This window comes from Actinomyces sp. S4-C9, from assembly GCF_000758775.1.
GTDB lineage: Bacteria > Actinomycetota > Actinomycetes > Actinomycetales > Actinomycetaceae > Gleimia > Gleimia europaea.
Genome location: NZ_JRMU01000011.1, coordinates 18,380 through 34,508 on the forward strand (window position 1 = coordinate 18,380; position 16,129 = coordinate 34,508).

At 58.9% G+C, this 16,129-nt stretch carries 13 protein-coding genes and 1 tRNA gene; 4 read left to right on the plus strand and 10 right to left on the minus strand.

Going from position 1 to position 16,129, the window contains the following annotated elements; all coding sequences use genetic code 11:
• Positions 1-71 precede the first annotated feature (71 nt).
• Positions 72-866, plus strand: a complete 795-nt coding sequence (locus HMPREF1628_RS05555) for a thymidylate synthase (RefSeq protein ID WP_034509160.1) — start codon at positions 72-74, stop codon at positions 864-866.
• 29 nt (positions 867-895) lie between these two features.
• Here the strand turns inward: HMPREF1628_RS05555 and HMPREF1628_RS05560 are convergent, their stop codons facing one another.
• From HMPREF1628_RS05560 to HMPREF1628_RS05590, 7 genes are all read right to left on the minus strand, one after another.
• On the minus strand, positions 896-3,634 hold the full coding sequence (locus tag HMPREF1628_RS05560) for a choice-of-anchor M domain-containing protein (protein ID WP_052038910.1): 2,739 nt from the start codon (positions 3,632-3,634) through the stop codon (positions 896-898).
• Positions 3,635-3,755: 121 nt separating this feature from the next.
• Positions 3,756-4,664 (minus strand): anchored repeat-type ABC transporter permease subunit, encoded by a 909-nt coding sequence (locus HMPREF1628_RS05565; RefSeq protein WP_034509163.1) that lies wholly within the window; start codon positions 4,662-4,664, stop codon positions 3,756-3,758.
• Positions 4,661-5,509: a metal ABC transporter ATP-binding protein gene (locus HMPREF1628_RS05570; RefSeq protein WP_232219395.1), complete on the minus strand. Its 849-nt coding sequence runs from the start codon at positions 5,507-5,509 to the stop codon at positions 4,661-4,663. The genes HMPREF1628_RS05565 and HMPREF1628_RS05570 overlap by 4 nt, the downstream gene beginning before the upstream one ends.
• Entirely contained in the window at positions 5,506-6,519 is a 1,014-nt protein-coding gene (locus HMPREF1628_RS05575) for a choice-of-anchor M domain-containing protein (RefSeq protein ID WP_052038911.1), read from the minus strand. The genes HMPREF1628_RS05570 and HMPREF1628_RS05575 overlap by 4 nt, the downstream gene beginning before the upstream one ends.
• The gene (locus HMPREF1628_RS05580; protein ID WP_052038912.1) at positions 6,519-8,231 is read right to left on the minus strand and encodes a metal ABC transporter solute-binding protein, Zn/Mn family; all 1,713 of its coding nucleotides are present in this window, start codon (positions 8,229-8,231) and stop codon (positions 6,519-6,521) included. The genes HMPREF1628_RS05575 and HMPREF1628_RS05580 overlap by 1 nt, the downstream gene beginning before the upstream one ends.
• Positions 8,228-10,159 (minus strand): choice-of-anchor M domain-containing protein, encoded by a 1,932-nt coding sequence (locus tag HMPREF1628_RS09175; protein WP_052038913.1) that lies wholly within the window; start codon positions 10,157-10,159, stop codon positions 8,228-8,230. Before HMPREF1628_RS09175 ends, HMPREF1628_RS05580 begins: the two co-directional genes overlap by 4 nt.
• Positions 10,160-10,555: 396 nt before the next feature.
• Positions 10,556-11,806 (minus strand): MFS transporter, encoded by a 1,251-nt coding sequence (locus HMPREF1628_RS05590; protein WP_232219396.1) that lies wholly within the window; start codon positions 11,804-11,806, stop codon positions 10,556-10,558.
• 217 nt (positions 11,807-12,023) lie between these two features.
• Between HMPREF1628_RS05590 and HMPREF1628_RS05595 the strand changes: the two genes are divergently transcribed.
• A complete protein-coding gene (locus tag HMPREF1628_RS05595) occupies positions 12,024-12,539 on the plus strand; it encodes an NUDIX hydrolase (RefSeq protein ID WP_034509171.1) in 516 nt (171 codons plus the stop codon).
• A gap of 599 nt (positions 12,540-13,138) precedes the next feature.
• Here HMPREF1628_RS05595 and HMPREF1628_RS05600 read toward each other — a convergent pair.
• From HMPREF1628_RS05600 to HMPREF1628_RS05610, 3 genes are all read right to left on the minus strand, one after another.
• Positions 13,139-13,648, minus strand: coding sequence for a dihydrofolate reductase (locus HMPREF1628_RS05600; RefSeq protein ID WP_034509176.1), 510 nt, complete (start codon positions 13,646-13,648; stop codon positions 13,139-13,141).
• Between the two features lie 95 nt (positions 13,649-13,743).
• Complete coding sequence (locus tag HMPREF1628_RS05605) at positions 13,744-14,235, minus strand: hypothetical protein (protein ID WP_198030409.1); 492 nt, start codon at positions 14,233-14,235, stop codon at positions 13,744-13,746.
• 172 nt (positions 14,236-14,407) lie between these two features.
• Positions 14,408-15,175, minus strand: a complete 768-nt coding sequence (locus HMPREF1628_RS05610) for a sulfite exporter TauE/SafE family protein (RefSeq protein ID WP_034509179.1) — start codon at positions 15,173-15,175, stop codon at positions 14,408-14,410.
• Positions 15,176-15,586: 411 nt separating this feature from the next.
• On the opposite strand from HMPREF1628_RS05610, the gene HMPREF1628_RS05615 reads away from it, so the two are divergent.
• Together HMPREF1628_RS05615 and HMPREF1628_RS05620 are read left to right on the plus strand one after the other, a co-directional pair.
• Positions 15,587-15,660 (plus strand) — tRNA-Met (locus HMPREF1628_RS05615).
• Positions 15,661-15,867: 207 nt separating this feature from the next.
• On the plus strand, positions 15,868-16,128 hold the full coding sequence (locus HMPREF1628_RS05620; protein ID WP_052038915.1) for an antirestriction protein ArdA: 261 nt from the start codon (positions 15,868-15,870) through the stop codon (positions 16,126-16,128).
• Position 16,129: the final 1 nt, after the last annotated feature.

Sequence of the window (16,129 nt, forward strand, 5' to 3'; positions counted from 1 at the left end):
CCCCGCAAATGTGGATAATCTGAGAAAGTGAGCCACCGCGACCGCCTCCAAAATCGAAATATTGAGGACCAATGAACACGCAGTATGAAGACCTACTCCGAGATGTCATGAGTAACGGCACGCCCAAGGGTGATCGGACCGGAACCGGCACGGTGTCGGTATTTGGCCGGCAACTGCGTTTCAATCTGCAAGAGGGGTTCCCCCTAATCACCACCAAACGCGTGCACCTGAAGTCGGTAGTTGGGGAACTGCTGTGGTTCTTACAGGGCGATTCAAACGTGCGCTGGCTACAAGAAAACGGAATCCGCATTTGGAATGAATGGGCGGACGAGGATGGCGAGCTTGGACCGGTATACGGCGTCCAATGGCGATCCTGGCCCACACCAAACGGAGAGCACATCGACCAGTTGGCTGGCGTGCTCGGAACGCTTAAGAACGACCCTGATTCGCGGCGCATGATCGTATCCGCGTGGAATGTGGCAGAACTGGACAAAATGGCACTCGCACCGTGCCACGCTTTCTTCCAGCTTTACGTGGCAGATGGCAAACTGTCGCTCCAGATCTACCAGCGATCCGCCGACCTTTTCCTCGGTGTTCCCTTCAACATCGCCTCATACGCGCTCCTTACGCACATGATCGCACAGCAGGCCGACCTGGAAGTTGGCGACCTCATTTGGACTGGCGGCGACTGCCACATTTACACCAACCACTTTGAGCAAGTACGCACCCAGCTTGAGCGAAAGGCATATCCTTTCCCGACCCTCGCGCTGCACAAAGCCAAAGACCTCTTTAGCTACACCTTCGACGACATCACCGTGGAGAACTACCAGCACCACCCCACCATCAAAGCGCCTGTCGCCGTTTAAGCCGACGACAGGCACTTGATGGCCCCGGGTTAGGCTTTTGCGAACTTCCTCCTCAGCAAAACGACAGCTGCAGCCAGCGCTACGATCGAGGAGGCCACAATGATGATCAGAGGAATACTGATCTGACTACCCTGGTCACCGGTAGAAATCGGCGATGCTGAACCCGCGGTTTCAGCAGCTTCTGTCGTTTCAGCGTTAGAGGCGGCATCTGACTGGAGCCCCTCAGCCGCAGGCAAACTCGAAAGCGCCTGCAGGCCCGAGGAAGCTACGGCAGCTCCCCCACCTCGAGATACTGTCGCAGACGAATATGAGCCAGACCCAAAGCCGTTTGCACCGCCCTGCGCAGGATTGTGCGGAGGAAGCACACCGTTTGAGGCTGTTCCTTCACTGCCTGGGCGAGCCGGCTCGGTGGCACCATGAGGCTTTGGGCCTCCGGGCTTTCCGCCCGGAGCCTCGCCCGCGCCACCCGGCTGGGTGCTGCCATCTCCCGCGCCACTATCGCCAGGTGTTGCAGGCGCATCGGGGTTTCCTTCGCTTCCAGGGGAACCCGCTTCGTCCTCGTCACCTACTTTGAAACGAATGTCAGCCGAAGAGCGAAAGTCTTTACCTCCTGCGTCAGTCCCCGACACTGAAACAGTCAACACGTACATTCCTGGCTTGGTGAAGGCCCAGTAAACGTGCTTGTGAAGAGGTTCTGGCGCATCGATCTGGCCAGGCTTCTTCGTGGAAGCGATCAGGTCAAGGCCGTTGAAAGAGTCGTGCGTGAACAGCCACCACGAGCCACCAGCTGGTGCTGTTTTTTGAGCTATCTCGAACTTGACGCCGTTTGGAAATGACGCCCGGTCAATGTGTTCAGAAGAGAAGCCCGGCCACACAATCCCATTCTTTTGCTGCATCGGAGACACGAATATCTCCGTTCCCTGCGGTCCCATGAAGTCAAACACCGGGTCGCTGAATGCCTTCGGTGAGCGCTTGACTTTTGAATTCTTCAAAAGCTGGAGCGTAACGGAGTCAGGGGTACGCGCGACCGAAGTTTTTGCGTGCTCGCGCGAATCATCGTTGACCACCACACTCACCTTGTCGTCAACAACTGCCGGGCCTATATCCACGTGACCGCGCGAAATAGTGACGGCATCATTTACGAGGCTGCCCGAGCTACTCTCTCCGGGGTTATCTGGATTCTCAACGGGAGGATTGGGATCCGTAGGTTCACTCGGATCAGGCTGATCGGATGGCCTCGTGGGATCGGGAGTTTCTGTCGGATCTGAAGGTGGCGGTGCCGGCTGATCCGATTCCTGTGAATCTCCCGGGGTTTCACCTTCGGGTTGTTGCCCTAGTTTTATCGGCTTCGGCCGCGTCTCATTCAAGGAGAATCCCGCCTTACCGCCCGAGAGGGAAACGGTTGTTGGTGTGATCAAACTGAGCCGCACCTCCATGTTGTCTCCAACGCAATCCCACCAGTCTCCGGAACTCCACTTTCGGTGCGTAGGCGTGGACACAAACTCAATGTCGCAAGTCGGGTAGGCGCTTCCCGGCTCGTAAGCGCCGCCTACAACTTTGAACCAGAGGTTCTTGTCTTCTGGAAGCACTGAAAGCTCAGCGCTATCCTCACTTGCGCTGAACTCAAAGTTCACCACGGGCGAGGACGGCACGTATTCGGCCGTTGAAAATGCGGGAGCGGGATCGCGCACGATCTGCTGCGGGAACTGGCCAAGTTCTGTAGTGGAACCGCTACGGATAGAGCGCGAAATCTCGACCGGCGCCGTAATCCAACGAGGCGAGGGCGCCCCCTTAGCCGGCACGAATACGGCCTGTAGCGAGAGGTCTTGCGAGCCGAGAAGCTCATTCCAACGGGCAACCCCGGCTTGGAGCGGCACCTCACCTAAGTAAAAACCGTCAGTATAGAAAACAACTGTTCCGGTATCGGCCGCGTTGCCAGTGCTGAAGGTGAGCGATGTGAGGCGTTCGTCCCCGTCGGCTTTCACATCCTGGTTGGGCTCCACGGTGAACTTTGGGGCGAACTCGCCAGTGCCCGTTTCGGGCGAGGCGTTGTATGCGGCAACGACGTCAGTTAGGGTCTCGGACTCAGGATTGGGGCCACCAACCTGCCACACCAGCGTCTGCGGAGCCGAAGCAACCACGCGGTTTTGGTGGTCGCGAGCTGTTGCCCGGAATACAACCTCGTAACGCCCCGGTTTGGTAAATAGAGTCTGATTGTGCGTGTGGTTTCCTGGATCTACCCACGTTTGACGCAGGTGCGGGTCATGAGAAGACAGGAAGCGGCGAATAGGATAGCCCTCGTAGTACGTCAGCATTTCCATCCGACCAGGCCCGTTAAAGCCCACAATTTCTAGGTCAAACTTGTTGTCACGAAACTTCTCGATCGGAATGTTCGTGTCCGCGCCGAACCCCGCCCAGATCGGCCCGTTGTTACGACCATTCACCGCTGGGGCCACATAGAGCATGTCGCCTGGCTCGGCCCCGATAAAAGACAGGTCGCCGTTTTCAGGAGCGTCCATCGAGTAGAGCTGTGAACCGGTAATCGAGTAGCCTCGACCAAGCCAATTGACCGTATTCTCTATCGGGGTGGACTGGCCTCCCGCATCCGAATTCAGGGTGAAGTTGTTGCCCTGCCAGTAGACCTTAGGCGAATCGACGTGCGCGTTGTACATGATCGTCTTGCCTGTATCGGGTCCGGCCATTGCAGGTTGAGTTATTCCAGCCGCGAGGACGAGGCCGGCAATCGCGGCGCTAACGAGTCGTCGCATATTCGGTTTCCTTTCTAAACCTCGGCGGGTTGCCAGGTCGTTTTGGCTCTTAGGAGAGGCTGCTAAATACATTTGGTGAATCTCTACAGTTATTTTTGCTAAGGAGAAGATCGGCGGCCTGCTAGCGAGCTACGGCCTCGGATTTCTTCTTCACATTGATTGATTTGGTGAGTCGTTTTTGGATGGTTTTGAGGCTGGTTCGAACTGCATGGAGTGATTGGAAGATCCACACTAGGATGAACTCTGCCGTGATCGCTAAGACCAGGGCCGCACCGGTTGGCACCGACCATGACCACGATGCCCACAGGCCAACTAGCGCGGCAAGGGTGCCGAGCATTGCTGAAAGCGCCATCATTGCACTGATTCGGCGGGTCAGGAGGCGAGCTGTTGCTGGCGGACCTACAAGAAGCGCAAGAACGAGGATGTTACCCACAGTTGAGACGGAAATTACCACGGCCAGTGCTGTGGCGACGTAGAGGACAACGTCGATAAGACCGGCGCGGTAACCGAGTGTTTGTGCGTATTCTCGGTCGAAACTAACCGCCACGATGCCGCGGTGGAAGATCGCTAGGACAGTGAGGATCAGGGCTCCGCTAATAGCGACGGTGAGGAGGTCTGCCCCAGTCACTCCAGTTAAAGAGCCGAAAAGGAGAGACTCGAGCGAACCGGTGTACGTGGGCATTCTGGAGACAATCACAAGTCCGACAGAAAATGCCGCAGCAAATAGGATGCCGATGATCGAGTCTTCGCCCACCGTTTTTCGGCGTGAAAACAAGGCGATGAGTAGCGCAACGATCACGCCGGCGATAGCGCCACCAAGGAGTGTGGACGTGCCCGTCGCGAAAGCAACTGCAATGCCTGGGAACACCGCGTGCGAGAGGGCGTCACCCACGAAAGATAGGCCACGCACCACAATATGGGAGCCCACAATTCCACACAGTACAGCCGACAGAATCGCCATGAGGAGAGCGCGGCTCAAGAATGCAAGTTGCGGGTTGGCCAGGTCGGCAAGAAACTCAATCGGGTTCACGCTCCGACCTCCACCTCAGTTAGCGATTGGACGGCGCGCACCAGCGCCGCGTTCTCGGACACCTCGTAGGTGGATGCCCAAAGTTCAGGCGCAGCTACGTTTTGCAACGGGCCTGCTGCACGCACCGTGCGGTTCAGCAGGATGAAACGGTCACACATTCCCGCAGCCTGCACGAGGTCGTGAGTAGACATGAGAATTGAGATTCCCTTGTTAGTAAGTTCCATCGCCATCTTCGCAAGCGCCTCTTGGTTAGGCTCATCGAGGCCGGTGAACGGCTCATCCAAGAGCAGAATTGACGGTTTCGGAGCCAGCGCACGGGCAATGAGGACACGCTGGCGTTGCCCACCAGAAAGTGCCGAAATCGGACGGGAGCGAAACTCCTTCATACCCACCGCATCCAGGGCCTCGTAAGCTGCGCGCCAGTGCTTTGCTCCGACCAATAATCGAGGTTTGAGCGACGAAACTACAACTTCTTCAACCGTGATTGGATACTCCCACCTCGCCTCCTGCTTCTGCGGAACATAGCCGATTGCGCGGCCTCCCCTCTTGAATGAGACTTCGGCAAACGCAGAGGTTTTTGACGCGGGCTTAGAGGGTTCGACAACGAGGGTGTGGGGTCCGGCCGTGGCGATAGTGCCGCTGTCTGGACGAAGAAGGCCAAGAATAGTGCGGATCAAAGTGGTCTTACCAGCCCCGTTGGGCCCAAGTAGCCCAACAAGTTCTCCGCGGTTGATGCTGAATGAGACGTCTTGCAGCACTTGCTGATTGCCGAAACTGACATTGACGTCCGAGACGGAAAGTACCACCGGCCTGACTCTCGTTGCTACAGGCTCAAGAGGCGTCAAGACAGGGCCTCCTTCTTACGGCTACGGCTCATGCGCCCCATAACTACAGCTGCCACCGCGATGATCAGCACGGCAATAGCTACACCGATTCCGACCGAAAGCGCCAAGCCGTTGCCCGACTGCTGCTCACTACTGGCTGCCGCGCTATCGCCGGCCTCGCCTTCGTTCTTAGGATTGGCAACGCCTGCAGGATTGTGCGACGACCAAGCAAGCTCATGTGCAGCCTCCACGCTGGCATCTGGACCAACAGCGAAACGCAACGTCTGAGTGTTCGAGACGAGCTCGCCATCAATAGTTGCCTGCGCAGTTACGCGAACCAGGTGCTCACCCCGCTGCGTGAAAACCCACGAGACATGCGTGTGCGTGGACGGTTCAACGTGGATCAGCTGACCTTGCTCCTTAGTGGAATCCCAAATCACCTGCGGACCGGAGAAGTTCCCGGCTTCAACGAAAGTGGTTAGGACACCCGGCCCCTCGTGTCCCTCGAAAATCAGGTCCACACCGCCCGGAGCCTTCTCAACCAACTGCGGATGCTGCGTATTCCAGCCAAGCCACGGCACTCCCTCAATCTCGTGTTGCGGGATCACCCAAGCCTGCCCCTCGGCTTTAGTAAACGCATACGCGGGGTCATCGGGAACCGTCAGCTTTCCCTCCTCGCCAATCACAAAAACAACGTCGTCGAGGTGGCGCCAAACTGGCTCCGGGTTCGTATCATCGCGCGCCATCAGCTCAAACGAATCCGAGAGCGTCGCCCCCATGTCCACGTGTCCGGCCGAAATCTCAACCCGCTCGCCCTTTGGGGCAACCTTCTCGTTGCCTGTCACAGTCTGTGTAAGCGCCGGGTCAACATCTGAATCGGCCGGCATCACGGGCAGGCCAGCCTCCGCCACGGACGCGGAAGATGTGAAGGCGGTTGTATTCAACAACGCGGGAACTAGTTCGGGAAGGGTGGGCATCACCGACGTCGCTAGCAAGGTAACCCCAACAAGACTTGAGATTGCAGTTTTCATCAGATTCCTTTCAAAACTGGTTGTGAGGCACGCGGCCACGCCCCCTGTGACGTGGGATCCAAACAAGCCTTCAAAGACGTAACGTTCGCTTCGACGAGACTCACGTACGTCGGCGTTTGCTGTGTCAAACTGTCCGCGTAGATCGAGCACAGATGCACTCCAGCGCTTTCTGCCGCGCTTTCTAACTCCGCCTGATGCGCCGCCGACGCCGGGTTTTCAAAGACCGCCGGCACGTGCAAGTCTCTAAGCTGGCGAGACAGAATCGCCATGTCGCGCGAACTGGGCTCTATCGATGGGTTTGGGGCAACGAAGCCGGCAACTTCGAGGCCGTACCGTGAGGCCAAATACCCGAAGGCGTCATGCGCGGTAACGAGCTTGCGGTTTTGCGCGGGGATGGAAGCCAGCACCGCGGCGGTCCACTGGTCAAGCTGACGAAGCTCCGCCTTGAACTTTTTTGCGCGAGTCGCATAGGCCTGCGCGCGCTCCGGATCAGCCTTCGTAAGCTCCTCGGCAATGACATCCACGTACGCGATCGCGTTGTTCACGTCATGCCACAGGTGCGGGTCAATCTCACCGTGAATGTGCTCACCTAAAACAGCCTGCGCCAAAATCCACGTGTCCTCGCCCGGCTTGCCCAAAAACGCCCAGTTTCCTTGCGGCACTTTCGCAAGCGTCCGGTTTGGCACCACGATCTGCACATCCTGCGGGTCGTAATAAACAGACTTGCCGTCCTCGTCCGCGAGCAGGCGGATTCCCTGAGGCGTCGCCGTAATATCCACGTGTCCCGCGTCCAAATGCACGAGGCCAGTGTCAGGCTCTACACCTACTGCGAAACGGATCGCGACCTCGTCTTTCGGCGCGGCACTTGGGGCCTTCGAAGTGGCAGCCTGCTGTTCTTCGGCAGTTAGGGTCTCGGAGGTGGCATTTGAGCTATTGGCACTTGGGGTCTGGGAGACAGAGCGCGGCTCATACTCGTCAGTTTGGGTCTCGGAGCCATTTGGGTCCGGCACCCCCTCGCCCTTCGAAGCATCCTGCTGCCCCGCAAGAGACTCCTGATTTCCCGAATGAGGCTCTTGCACGAGGTTCAGAGTGTAAGTTCCAGCCTCGCTAAATGCCCACGACATGTGGGTGTGCGCGTCAGGAGGCAATGCCACAGCATCAGCCGAGCCAAATCCATCAGCCGACGTGATGTACGGGCGCCCCTCGCCAAACGTTCCGGTGGTAAAAGCCGCCAGCCTGCCCGGGCCCTCCATCGAGGTGGCACGGATCTGCCAAGGACCCGGTAGCCGGTCTGATCTGAACCCGAGCCACACCGTCGACAGAGCAAAATCCTCCACCAGGCGAATGTGGCGCCCGCCGTACGCGGGAGCCTTATCTCCCAAACTGATCAGCGGCACGCCCTCGCGTAAGTTTGCCCTCATCGTGTGACGAATGGCCCCAGATTCCAGCAGAAGCCCGTTTTCAAACGCAAGGTCTGCCCATGCCACGTCACGCACTGCACGTAGCGGCGGCTCGTAGGAATGAGGGTCCGCTCCAGCCGGCACGAGGCTGGTGACCGACGCGTCCTGTCCAGCCACGTTGCGCACCAGGTCCGCGATGATGGGCGTCGATGCAACCACCTCAATCCGGTCATCCTTCGACGCATTCGCGGGCGCGCATCCTCCAAGCAGGAGCACCGCAACCGTTGCTACGACCAGTGGCTTACTACTCACGAAACTGAAGGCGAGGACGGCCTCGCGACCCTTATGAGAAGAGCACCCGCAACAATCATGCTGAGCGCTGCGCCAAGCCAGAGCAGGATTGGTTCGGAACCCGTCGTAGCGAGGCGACCTCCTACAACACCGCCCGCAGCCTCGATCTCAGCTATCTGTTCAGGGCTTAGTTCGCAGTCTGCTCCCGAGGCTGTCTTACCAACAAACACCTTTGCGGTGCCGTTACCGGACGCACCAAACCAGCGTTTACCAACAATCTGGCCGAACGATCCGGACTCAAAAACTGCCATCGCTCCGGGCCCCTGCACACTATTCACTGTCCAAGTAACCGGGCCGGTAGTAGCTTGCGATAGCGACGGATGCTGCGTGTTTGCGCCCACCCACGGCACGCCCTGCATTTGCGTGGAACTAATAATCCAAACGGATGCACCTTGAGGTGCCACAAACTCAATACCCGTCGGCGCCGCGACCTTAGCCGCATCGGACAGTCCAAATACGAGTTCGCCCGGGTTCCTCCAAGTTGCCGGCTGCGAACGGTCATCCTTCACCAGCATCTTGAGTTGGCCCGACTCGACTACCGATCCAACATCAAAGTGACCTGACGTCGCATTTCCACTACCCCCAACATTGAAGGTGAGGGTGCCCGTAGCACTGAGCTTCTTTCCCGATTTCATGGTTGCCGTCTGCGTGAGCGAAACCCGGTAGCTACCCTCCTTCGCGAACACCCAGTTTGGGTGCACGTGGGTGTTAGCCGGGATCGTGTGACTTCCCGAGGCCGAGCCTGCCGCTGGGACCGTCACCTCTGTTGGGATGCACTGTTCTGCTGCAGGCGCCGGCTGCGTCGGATTCGCTTGGCTACCGGCTGTGGATGGTGCGGCTGGTATACCTCCCCGCGGTTGCTCACCCGTGGTTTTTGCGGGCCCAGCTTCGCCCTCTTTCCCGGGTTGGCTACCCTGCTGGGTGCCACTCTCATGCGAGCCGCCCTCGCGGTGGTTTACCCCTGACTTTCCGGGCTCCTGCGATTCCTCGGAACCGCTAGATCCGTTGGACACCTCGGCACCAGGTGCGCTCGAGGTATCGGGCGATTCGGTATTCAGACTGGAAATGCCAGCTTTAAGGTCTCCGACGATCCAGGTGAGCGTCGCCGGCTTCGATGTGACGGTACGCCCCTCAGCAGTTATCGAGGCGCGCGCGGTCATCTGGTATGCGCCCGGCTTCGTGAACAGCCAATTCGCGTGCACATGAGCGGGCGTCTCCTGAGAGATCACCGCGCCCGCACCCAAACGCGGACCCCCGGCCGTGACAGCCTGCGACTTGCCAGAGAAAGTGTCTTGCCACAAGAACACCTCACCCGGGCCGGTGAGCTTATCAATCGTGATTGTCACCGCGGCGCCAGGTGTCCGATCTGCTACCGACATCGAATCCCATCCCGGCCACAACAGGCTCTGCGACTGAGTTTGTGGCAGCGCGTAACCAGCGTGCTCAATGCCCGCGATCTTGGCCGTGACATCCGTGAAGGCTTCTTGTTTCACGTGAAGTAGCACGTCCTCCGACGCGTGGCGCACATGCGACCCTGTCACGTCCTCCTTCACCGCGAGCGAAACTTCCTCACCATCGAAATCCACCGCGAACGCGTCCACATGCCCGCGGTCTAGCACAACCCTCGATTTCATATCCGAGGAGGCGGGTTGCGCATACCTGTTTTGCATACGGGACCCAGCTTGCGCCGCACGCGGTTGTGTCGTGGCCTTTGCGCCCGAGAAATGCGCAGCCTCAGGTTGGCCGGGCTGAACCTGCGCAACTTGGGGCTGCGCGCCCGGCTGCACCACACGAGGCTGGGCTGCTTGGGCATCTGGAACGCCGGCGAAGACTGCCGCGGCGGCGAACACCGAGGCAACGAGGGCGGAGGTGAGGTGTCGTTTAAGCATGGTTTACATGATAACGCTTCTCATTACTCTTATCAAGCAGGTGTCTTGGCGGACCTGCACACCCCAGAGGCGCTCCCCAAACGGTATTCAGACCCAAACTGGCAGAAACAGCTGTGGAAGCAGACACTTTCCCTCACGGACGCAGATGTCGCTACCACCTCATACGGTATTCAGACCCAAACAGGCGAAAAGCACCCTCAGATTCACCACTTCCCCTCTGAATACCGTCAAGCGCAGCTACACACCACAGCATTCAGACCCAAACAGGCAAAACCGACACCCAAAACAAGCAGTTCCCCTCACGGACGCAAAGTGGGCACGCTGGCGTTGCCCCCACAAAACGGGTATCACCTCGAAACAGCGCTTCTAAACAGGGGGGACGGACCAGGTGTGCGCTTAGTCGCGGCCTGCCTGCTTCCTCCTCTTGAATCGAGAACGCAGACGCTCACCCCAACGATTTGACCTGAACTCCGGGTGCAACCACGCCACCCCCGCCGAAGCCGAAACCGCCCCAACTGCCAATAACAACGCCGCTAACGGCGACACCCCGTACAAAGCCGTGCCCGTAATCGGCGCAAAAACCCAGGTCAAACCACCCGTAGCGGACAGAAGACCGGCGACAGATCCCTGCTCATCCGGACCAACCTTTAGCGACGCTCCCGCGTTATAGCCAGGCCCCGCAAGCCCAGACCCAATGCCAATGAGCGCAACGCACAATATCGTGACCCACAGCAAAGACGACAGCGCGATTCCAGATACGGCTGACGCAACCACCATCAAACCCACGCGCAGCAACCTGCGCGGCGGCCACACCAACCGAGGCACCAAAACCAGCTGCGAGAAAATCGCACCAGCCGCCTGACCAAGCATCGCAAGTCCCGTGGGAAGCACCGCTCTATCCGGAGCAATACCAAAACGGTCCTGCACCACAAACCCGATGCAAATCTGCACGATCCCCATCGCGAAGAAGAGACCAAAACCCGCTGCTAAATACGGCCGCACACGCCGGTCTAATGCGGACATTTTTGGAGGCTTCACCCCTCCCTCGCGCTTTGTCGACTTCGGTAGCGTGACAAGCGCGATAACGAGGGCAATACCCACACTCACCGGCGTTGCGTACACCGGCGCCATCAACCACCATGCGGCCAGTAGTCCCGACAGGAGCGCACCCACCATCGCGGCCACGTTAAAAGCCGACCCGAATGCCGCCATTCCGCGCACTCGAGAGGCTTCGTCGGGGGTGATCTCCGCGATTAATGCCTGCCCGGTTGGAGGGACAGCCGCCACTGCCGCACCGAAGAAACCACCCCTCGCCAAAATAATTCCCAACGCCGCCAAACCCGCTGGGATCAGCGCCGCTGTGCGGAGCCAAACCGTCAAAGAGAACAACAACCCCGCGCAAAGAGCCAAAACCAGCGCCGACAACAGCACCGGCCTTCGCCCCCACGAAAGCGAAGCCCTCCCCCACGGTTGGCTCAACAAAGTCACCATGATCGCGGCCAACGAAAGCGCCGCACCCATATGCCACTCCGCGAGGCCGAGCGCCCTCGACAATGGAGCAATCGCCGCATTCAATAAAAACTGACCAATGTAAGTAAAGAAAACAATCGCAACAATCGCCCGCAACATACGCTTAACATCAGTCATACATTCAGCATACGAAGCCGGCATGCGACCCCAAAACCGCGCTCGCGAAAAGCCGCGAACATCACCAACAACACACTGCCTCAAGCGTTGCAGGCTTCCGAGGGGCCCCGACGAGCCGGAAGATTCCGAGGCGAGGATGCGACTGCGAGCTGGCGTAACCTGTCCGTGAGGAGAACTGCCAACCCGTCCTCGCATATCCAAGGCATAGACTGAATGCATGGCTATACCAAAATTTGTTGCAGACCTGCGTGAGCACATTGGAAATGCGCCGCTTTGGCTGTCGGGCGTCACCGCGGTTATCACGAACGATGAGGGCACCGAAGTGCTGCTGGTGAAGCGCTCCGACAACGGACATTGGACTCCCGTCACAGGTATCATCGACCCCAACGAGGAGCCCGCCAACGCCGCCATCCGTGAGGCCATCGAAGAGGCTGGCATCATGTGCGAGCCAACCCGCATCCTCTCTATCGGCACAGTTGGGCCGGCCACTTACCCGAATGGGGATGTGAGCTCGTACCTCGACATCTCTTTGCACATGCGCTACATCAGCGGCACGCCAAGACCAGTTGACGGCGAGAATTCCGAAGTGCGCTGGTTCCCCGTGGACGCGTTGCCTGAGATGAACGAGCGATTCAAGCGCACCATCAGCGTTGCCCTCGCCGACCCGCAGCCCACACTCTTCAGCTTCGACCCAGCCGTCGCCGAGGCAGCCGCGGAAATACCCGACCTTTAAGACACTCGATTCCCGGGCGCTCCTAGAGCCGCAGGCTCGACTCGAACCCATACCTGTTTCCGCTGCGATGGCCTGCACTCAGGCGCCCTCGCCCACAACGATTCAGACCTAACGTGCCGCTTTATCGGGTGCGAGACCCATACTGCCCTTTTTGCACCCAAATCTAGCAGTTCCCCTCACAGTCACTGCAGCCAGGCGCCTCCTCAACCGGCATTCAGACCTGAGCTGACAAGAAACAATCCTAAACCGGACGCTTCCCCTCACGCACCCTCTCGCGCACCCGGTTCCTACACAGCTTTCAGACCCAAACTGGCAGCGAAGCCCTCGTAGAGAGGCAGATTCCCTCACGGATGCGAGTGAACGCGCAGCCTTGAACACGAGCGTGAGGGCAAGCGGCAAAAACAGTTCCCAAATCGGCGCTTTGGGTCTGAATCGTTACAGAAGTATCCACCTCAAGCCGCATTCGTGAGGGGAAACGACCATCTTGTCAACCAAACCGACACTTTGGGTCTCAATCGATATCGCGCCGCCCACGTAAGTGACGCCGCCGGACGCGCCACTACACAGAGGCAAGCAACCCCGAACGGTGGCCCACTAAATCACCGACGTCGCAGATACGTCGTCACTCTCCATCTCGCATCACCAGACCGCGGCCGCCACTGCGCGTCCGACCGCGCCGGATCGGCCCACCAAGATTCAGTATCAATAGTCGGCGCGTAAACCAGATCGGGAGCAACGGCAACCTCAAGATCCAGGTCCGTCACCACAAGCTCGTCAGCGATACCCATAGCGTCAGCGTAAACCCGCGCTCCCCCAACGATCCATACGAGTTCCGCGGAAGTTTGCGCCACCGCGACCGCCTGCTGGAGCGAATGAGTGACCTTGGCCTCCTCGGCCACGTAATCCTTCTGCCCCGTAATCACCACGTTCAAGCGGCCCGGCAGAGGCTTTCCGCCAAGCGCCTCCCAGGATCCTCGCCCCATAATCACCGGGTGCCCGAGCGTTGCCGCCTTGAAATGCTTGAAATCCTCCGGCACATGCCAGAGCATTTCGTTCCCATTGCCGAGGACGCCATTCTTGTCCTGCGCCCAGATCATCGCGATAGTCATGGGACACCCCCGCTTTCCGTTTACAACGCCAACCTCCATTATTACCCGTCAAGGCCGCCGCAAACGCAATGCCGTGAAAATTCGGGCAAGGAGGCTCAACGGCGAGCAGATCGTAGACGCAGGTAGAGCGCAAGCGTCAACGCGGCCAGCGAGAAGGTCGCGATGAAAGGCTGCAATGGGGCCCAGAACCCGAGGGCTCCAGCCGTGCCGAGCAACAACAAAATGATCTTGTTACACACCGGGCACGCCACCGCAAACAAAGTGAGCATCACCCCACCCAGCAGACGCCCGTTCTTCTGGAACTCCATCGGCGGGGCCTGCACGGCAAACCACGCGAACGTGAGTGCCGTCGTTGCACCCACAACCGGGTACTCCCACCAGCGAATAGGCACTTCGCGCCCAAAAATCGGGTTGGGGATCAGGTCCGTTGGCAGTCCTAGGAAAAGCAAAACCCCTACCGCCCATGCCGCAGCGATCAGTAGGCGCCTGCGCCGCTCCGCCCTCCTCGCTCCGGTCGCACCAACGTAGTCGGCGCCGAGCCCCTGCGGCATTGGTTGCGAAAGCACCTTTACCGTCGAGTTCTCCATGGTTCACCTTCCTCCTTCACCCACCACACGATACCCCAGGGGGTTTCGCCCCGCGAGCGTTCCCCGCTCAATGAGATTTTCATTCAGGAGGAGTCAGCTACCCTCTCGCCATCAAGAACGTCCCGGTGGCTGCGGTTAGGCGCTGTGCGACGGGAACTGCCCGTTTAGGCCCCTAGCCGGGGACTCTAACGAGTCCGCGCGCAAACACCAAAGTGGCCCCGACACACGCGACAATCATCGCAAAATTGCGTGCCTGTTGCTTAGTGATGTGCGACGAGACTTTGCGCGCCGCGACGGTGCCAAGCCCTGTCCCGACAAGACCCGCCACGAGGGTCGCAACTGCCAGGCGCCCGTCGTGCGGGCCATACCCAACTGCCAGTTTCAGCGGAATGTTCACCGCGTTCATCGCCAAGAAATACACCTGCAATGTCGCAGCGAAACTGCGCTGTGGCCACTGCGCCGCCCGCGCATAAGCCGTAAGGACCGGCCCCGCCTGCCCCACCGACGCCGACAAAAATCCACCCATTCCGCCGGTGAAATACATGGGGAGACGCCCCTGTGCTCGAGGCATATTTCGCGCAACGAGGGTGAACGCAACGAGAGTCAGCATTATCAGCCCCACCACAACGTCCATCATGGAGGCATCCAAGTTGCGGGTTAGTAGCACCGTCGCGAAAATCACCGGTACCGCCGCCACGGTAAAACGAATCGCTATCGCCCAGTCCACGTCCTTACGCTTCTCGAGGAGCAACGTCCCTGCCGTCACCGAGCCAATAACATTGCCCCACAGCACCCCTTCCGCGGGGCCAAACAAGGTGATAAACACCGGGACTGCCACCAGCCCAAAGCCCATGCCAGCAATGCTCTGAACGCCCGACGCCACCAATGTCGCGCCCACAATAACCAAAAGCGCCCACGCCATTCCCATGCCCTTCACCATACTCCCGGCCGCTTTCTCGCGCCCAACGCGGCACCATGCAGTTGCCAGGCAAGCTCCCTGTATACCTTCTCGCTTGCTACCGCCCTGTATTCACCAGCGGGCGCCTTGCGATCGCGGCCGCGCTCATCCACCATGCACCCCATCCGAACGGGTCCGGACATGCACTCCTACAATCGCCGTTCATCGAGCCTCCAATTGGCGGTGCCCGGTGCCAGACCTTCTGCCTCTCGACTGTAGGCTGAGTTCAACTTTGCCCTGGTCTGCTCATTTGTGAGCTTCTACCGGCCTCGGAAATGCGCTTTTCTATTCGTTAGAAACCGCAATTTCGAAGCCTGATTTGCAAGTGGTGACGAACAGCACCCGCTAAGCGTTTGAATTCCAGCCACCGGTTTCATACAGTTGAAATACCGACGCGGGGTGGAGCAGTTCGGTAGCTCGCCGGGCTCATAACCCGGAGGTCGTCAGTTCAAATCTGGCCCCCGCTACGAGAAAAGCCCGGTATCTCGACGAAAAGTCGTTGAGATACCGGGTTTTGTTTTGTCTCGATGAGGCCGATTCCCTACCTTATTCCCTATGTTTCATCCCAGGCCGCTATCGCGTCCCGAGTGAGGCGCTGGAGGTCGTCCTGCATGTGAGCGCCGTACCCGAGAATCGGCTGCCCAGGGCGACCTCCACCTACTCGGGAGGTCGATATGAACGAGAACACACAGGAAGCGTTCGAAGCGTGGGTCGATAGCGGTATGGCAGAGCCACGGCGCTTTGATGAGTCGTACCAGGGCTACTGGCCCTCGTTCCAGGATTATCTCGCTGAGGAGGTTGAGGAGATGCAACGCAGCTGGACAGAGGAGGCGGTGAGGTACTTCGATTGGAACCTCTACGAGCGCGATCAACTGCACTCGTACACCGTGTGTGATGCCCCTAACGGGGGTGTGTACGTGTTTCTCGACCTGTGAT

Bases quoted from the DNA above. Each gene is read 5' to 3' on its own strand.
- HMPREF1628_RS05610 (WP_034509179.1), bottom strand. From the start codon at position 15,175: ATGGTGAAGGGCATGGGAATGGCGTGGGCGCTTTTGGTTATTGTGGGC.
- HMPREF1628_RS05555 (WP_034509160.1), top strand. From the start codon at position 72: ATGAACACGCAGTATGAAGACCTACTCCGAGATGTCATGAGTAACGGC.
- HMPREF1628_RS05620 (WP_052038915.1), top strand. From the start codon at position 15,868: ATGAACGAGAACACACAGGAAGCGTTCGAAGCGTGGGTCGATAGCGGT.
- HMPREF1628_RS09175 (WP_052038913.1), bottom strand. From the start codon at position 10,159: ATGCTTAAACGACACCTCACCTCCGCCCTCGTTGCCTCGGTGTTCGCC.
- HMPREF1628_RS05575 (WP_052038911.1), bottom strand. From the start codon at position 6,519: ATGAAAACTGCAATCTCAAGTCTTGTTGGGGTTACCTTGCTAGCGACG.
- HMPREF1628_RS05605 (WP_198030409.1), bottom strand. From the start codon at position 14,235: ATGGAGAACTCGACGGTAAAGGTGCTTTCGCAACCAATGCCGCAGGGG.
- HMPREF1628_RS05595 (WP_034509171.1), top strand. From the start codon at position 12,024: ATGGCTATACCAAAATTTGTTGCAGACCTGCGTGAGCACATTGGAAAT.
- HMPREF1628_RS05590 (WP_232219396.1), bottom strand. From the start codon at position 11,806: ATGACTGATGTTAAGCGTATGTTGCGGGCGATTGTTGCGATTGTTTTC.
- HMPREF1628_RS05600 (WP_034509176.1), bottom strand. From the start codon at position 13,648: ATGACTATCGCGATGATCTGGGCGCAGGACAAGAATGGCGTCCTCGGC.
- HMPREF1628_RS05560 (WP_052038910.1), bottom strand. From the start codon at position 3,634: ATGCGACGACTCGTTAGCGCCGCGATTGCCGGCCTCGTCCTCGCGGCT.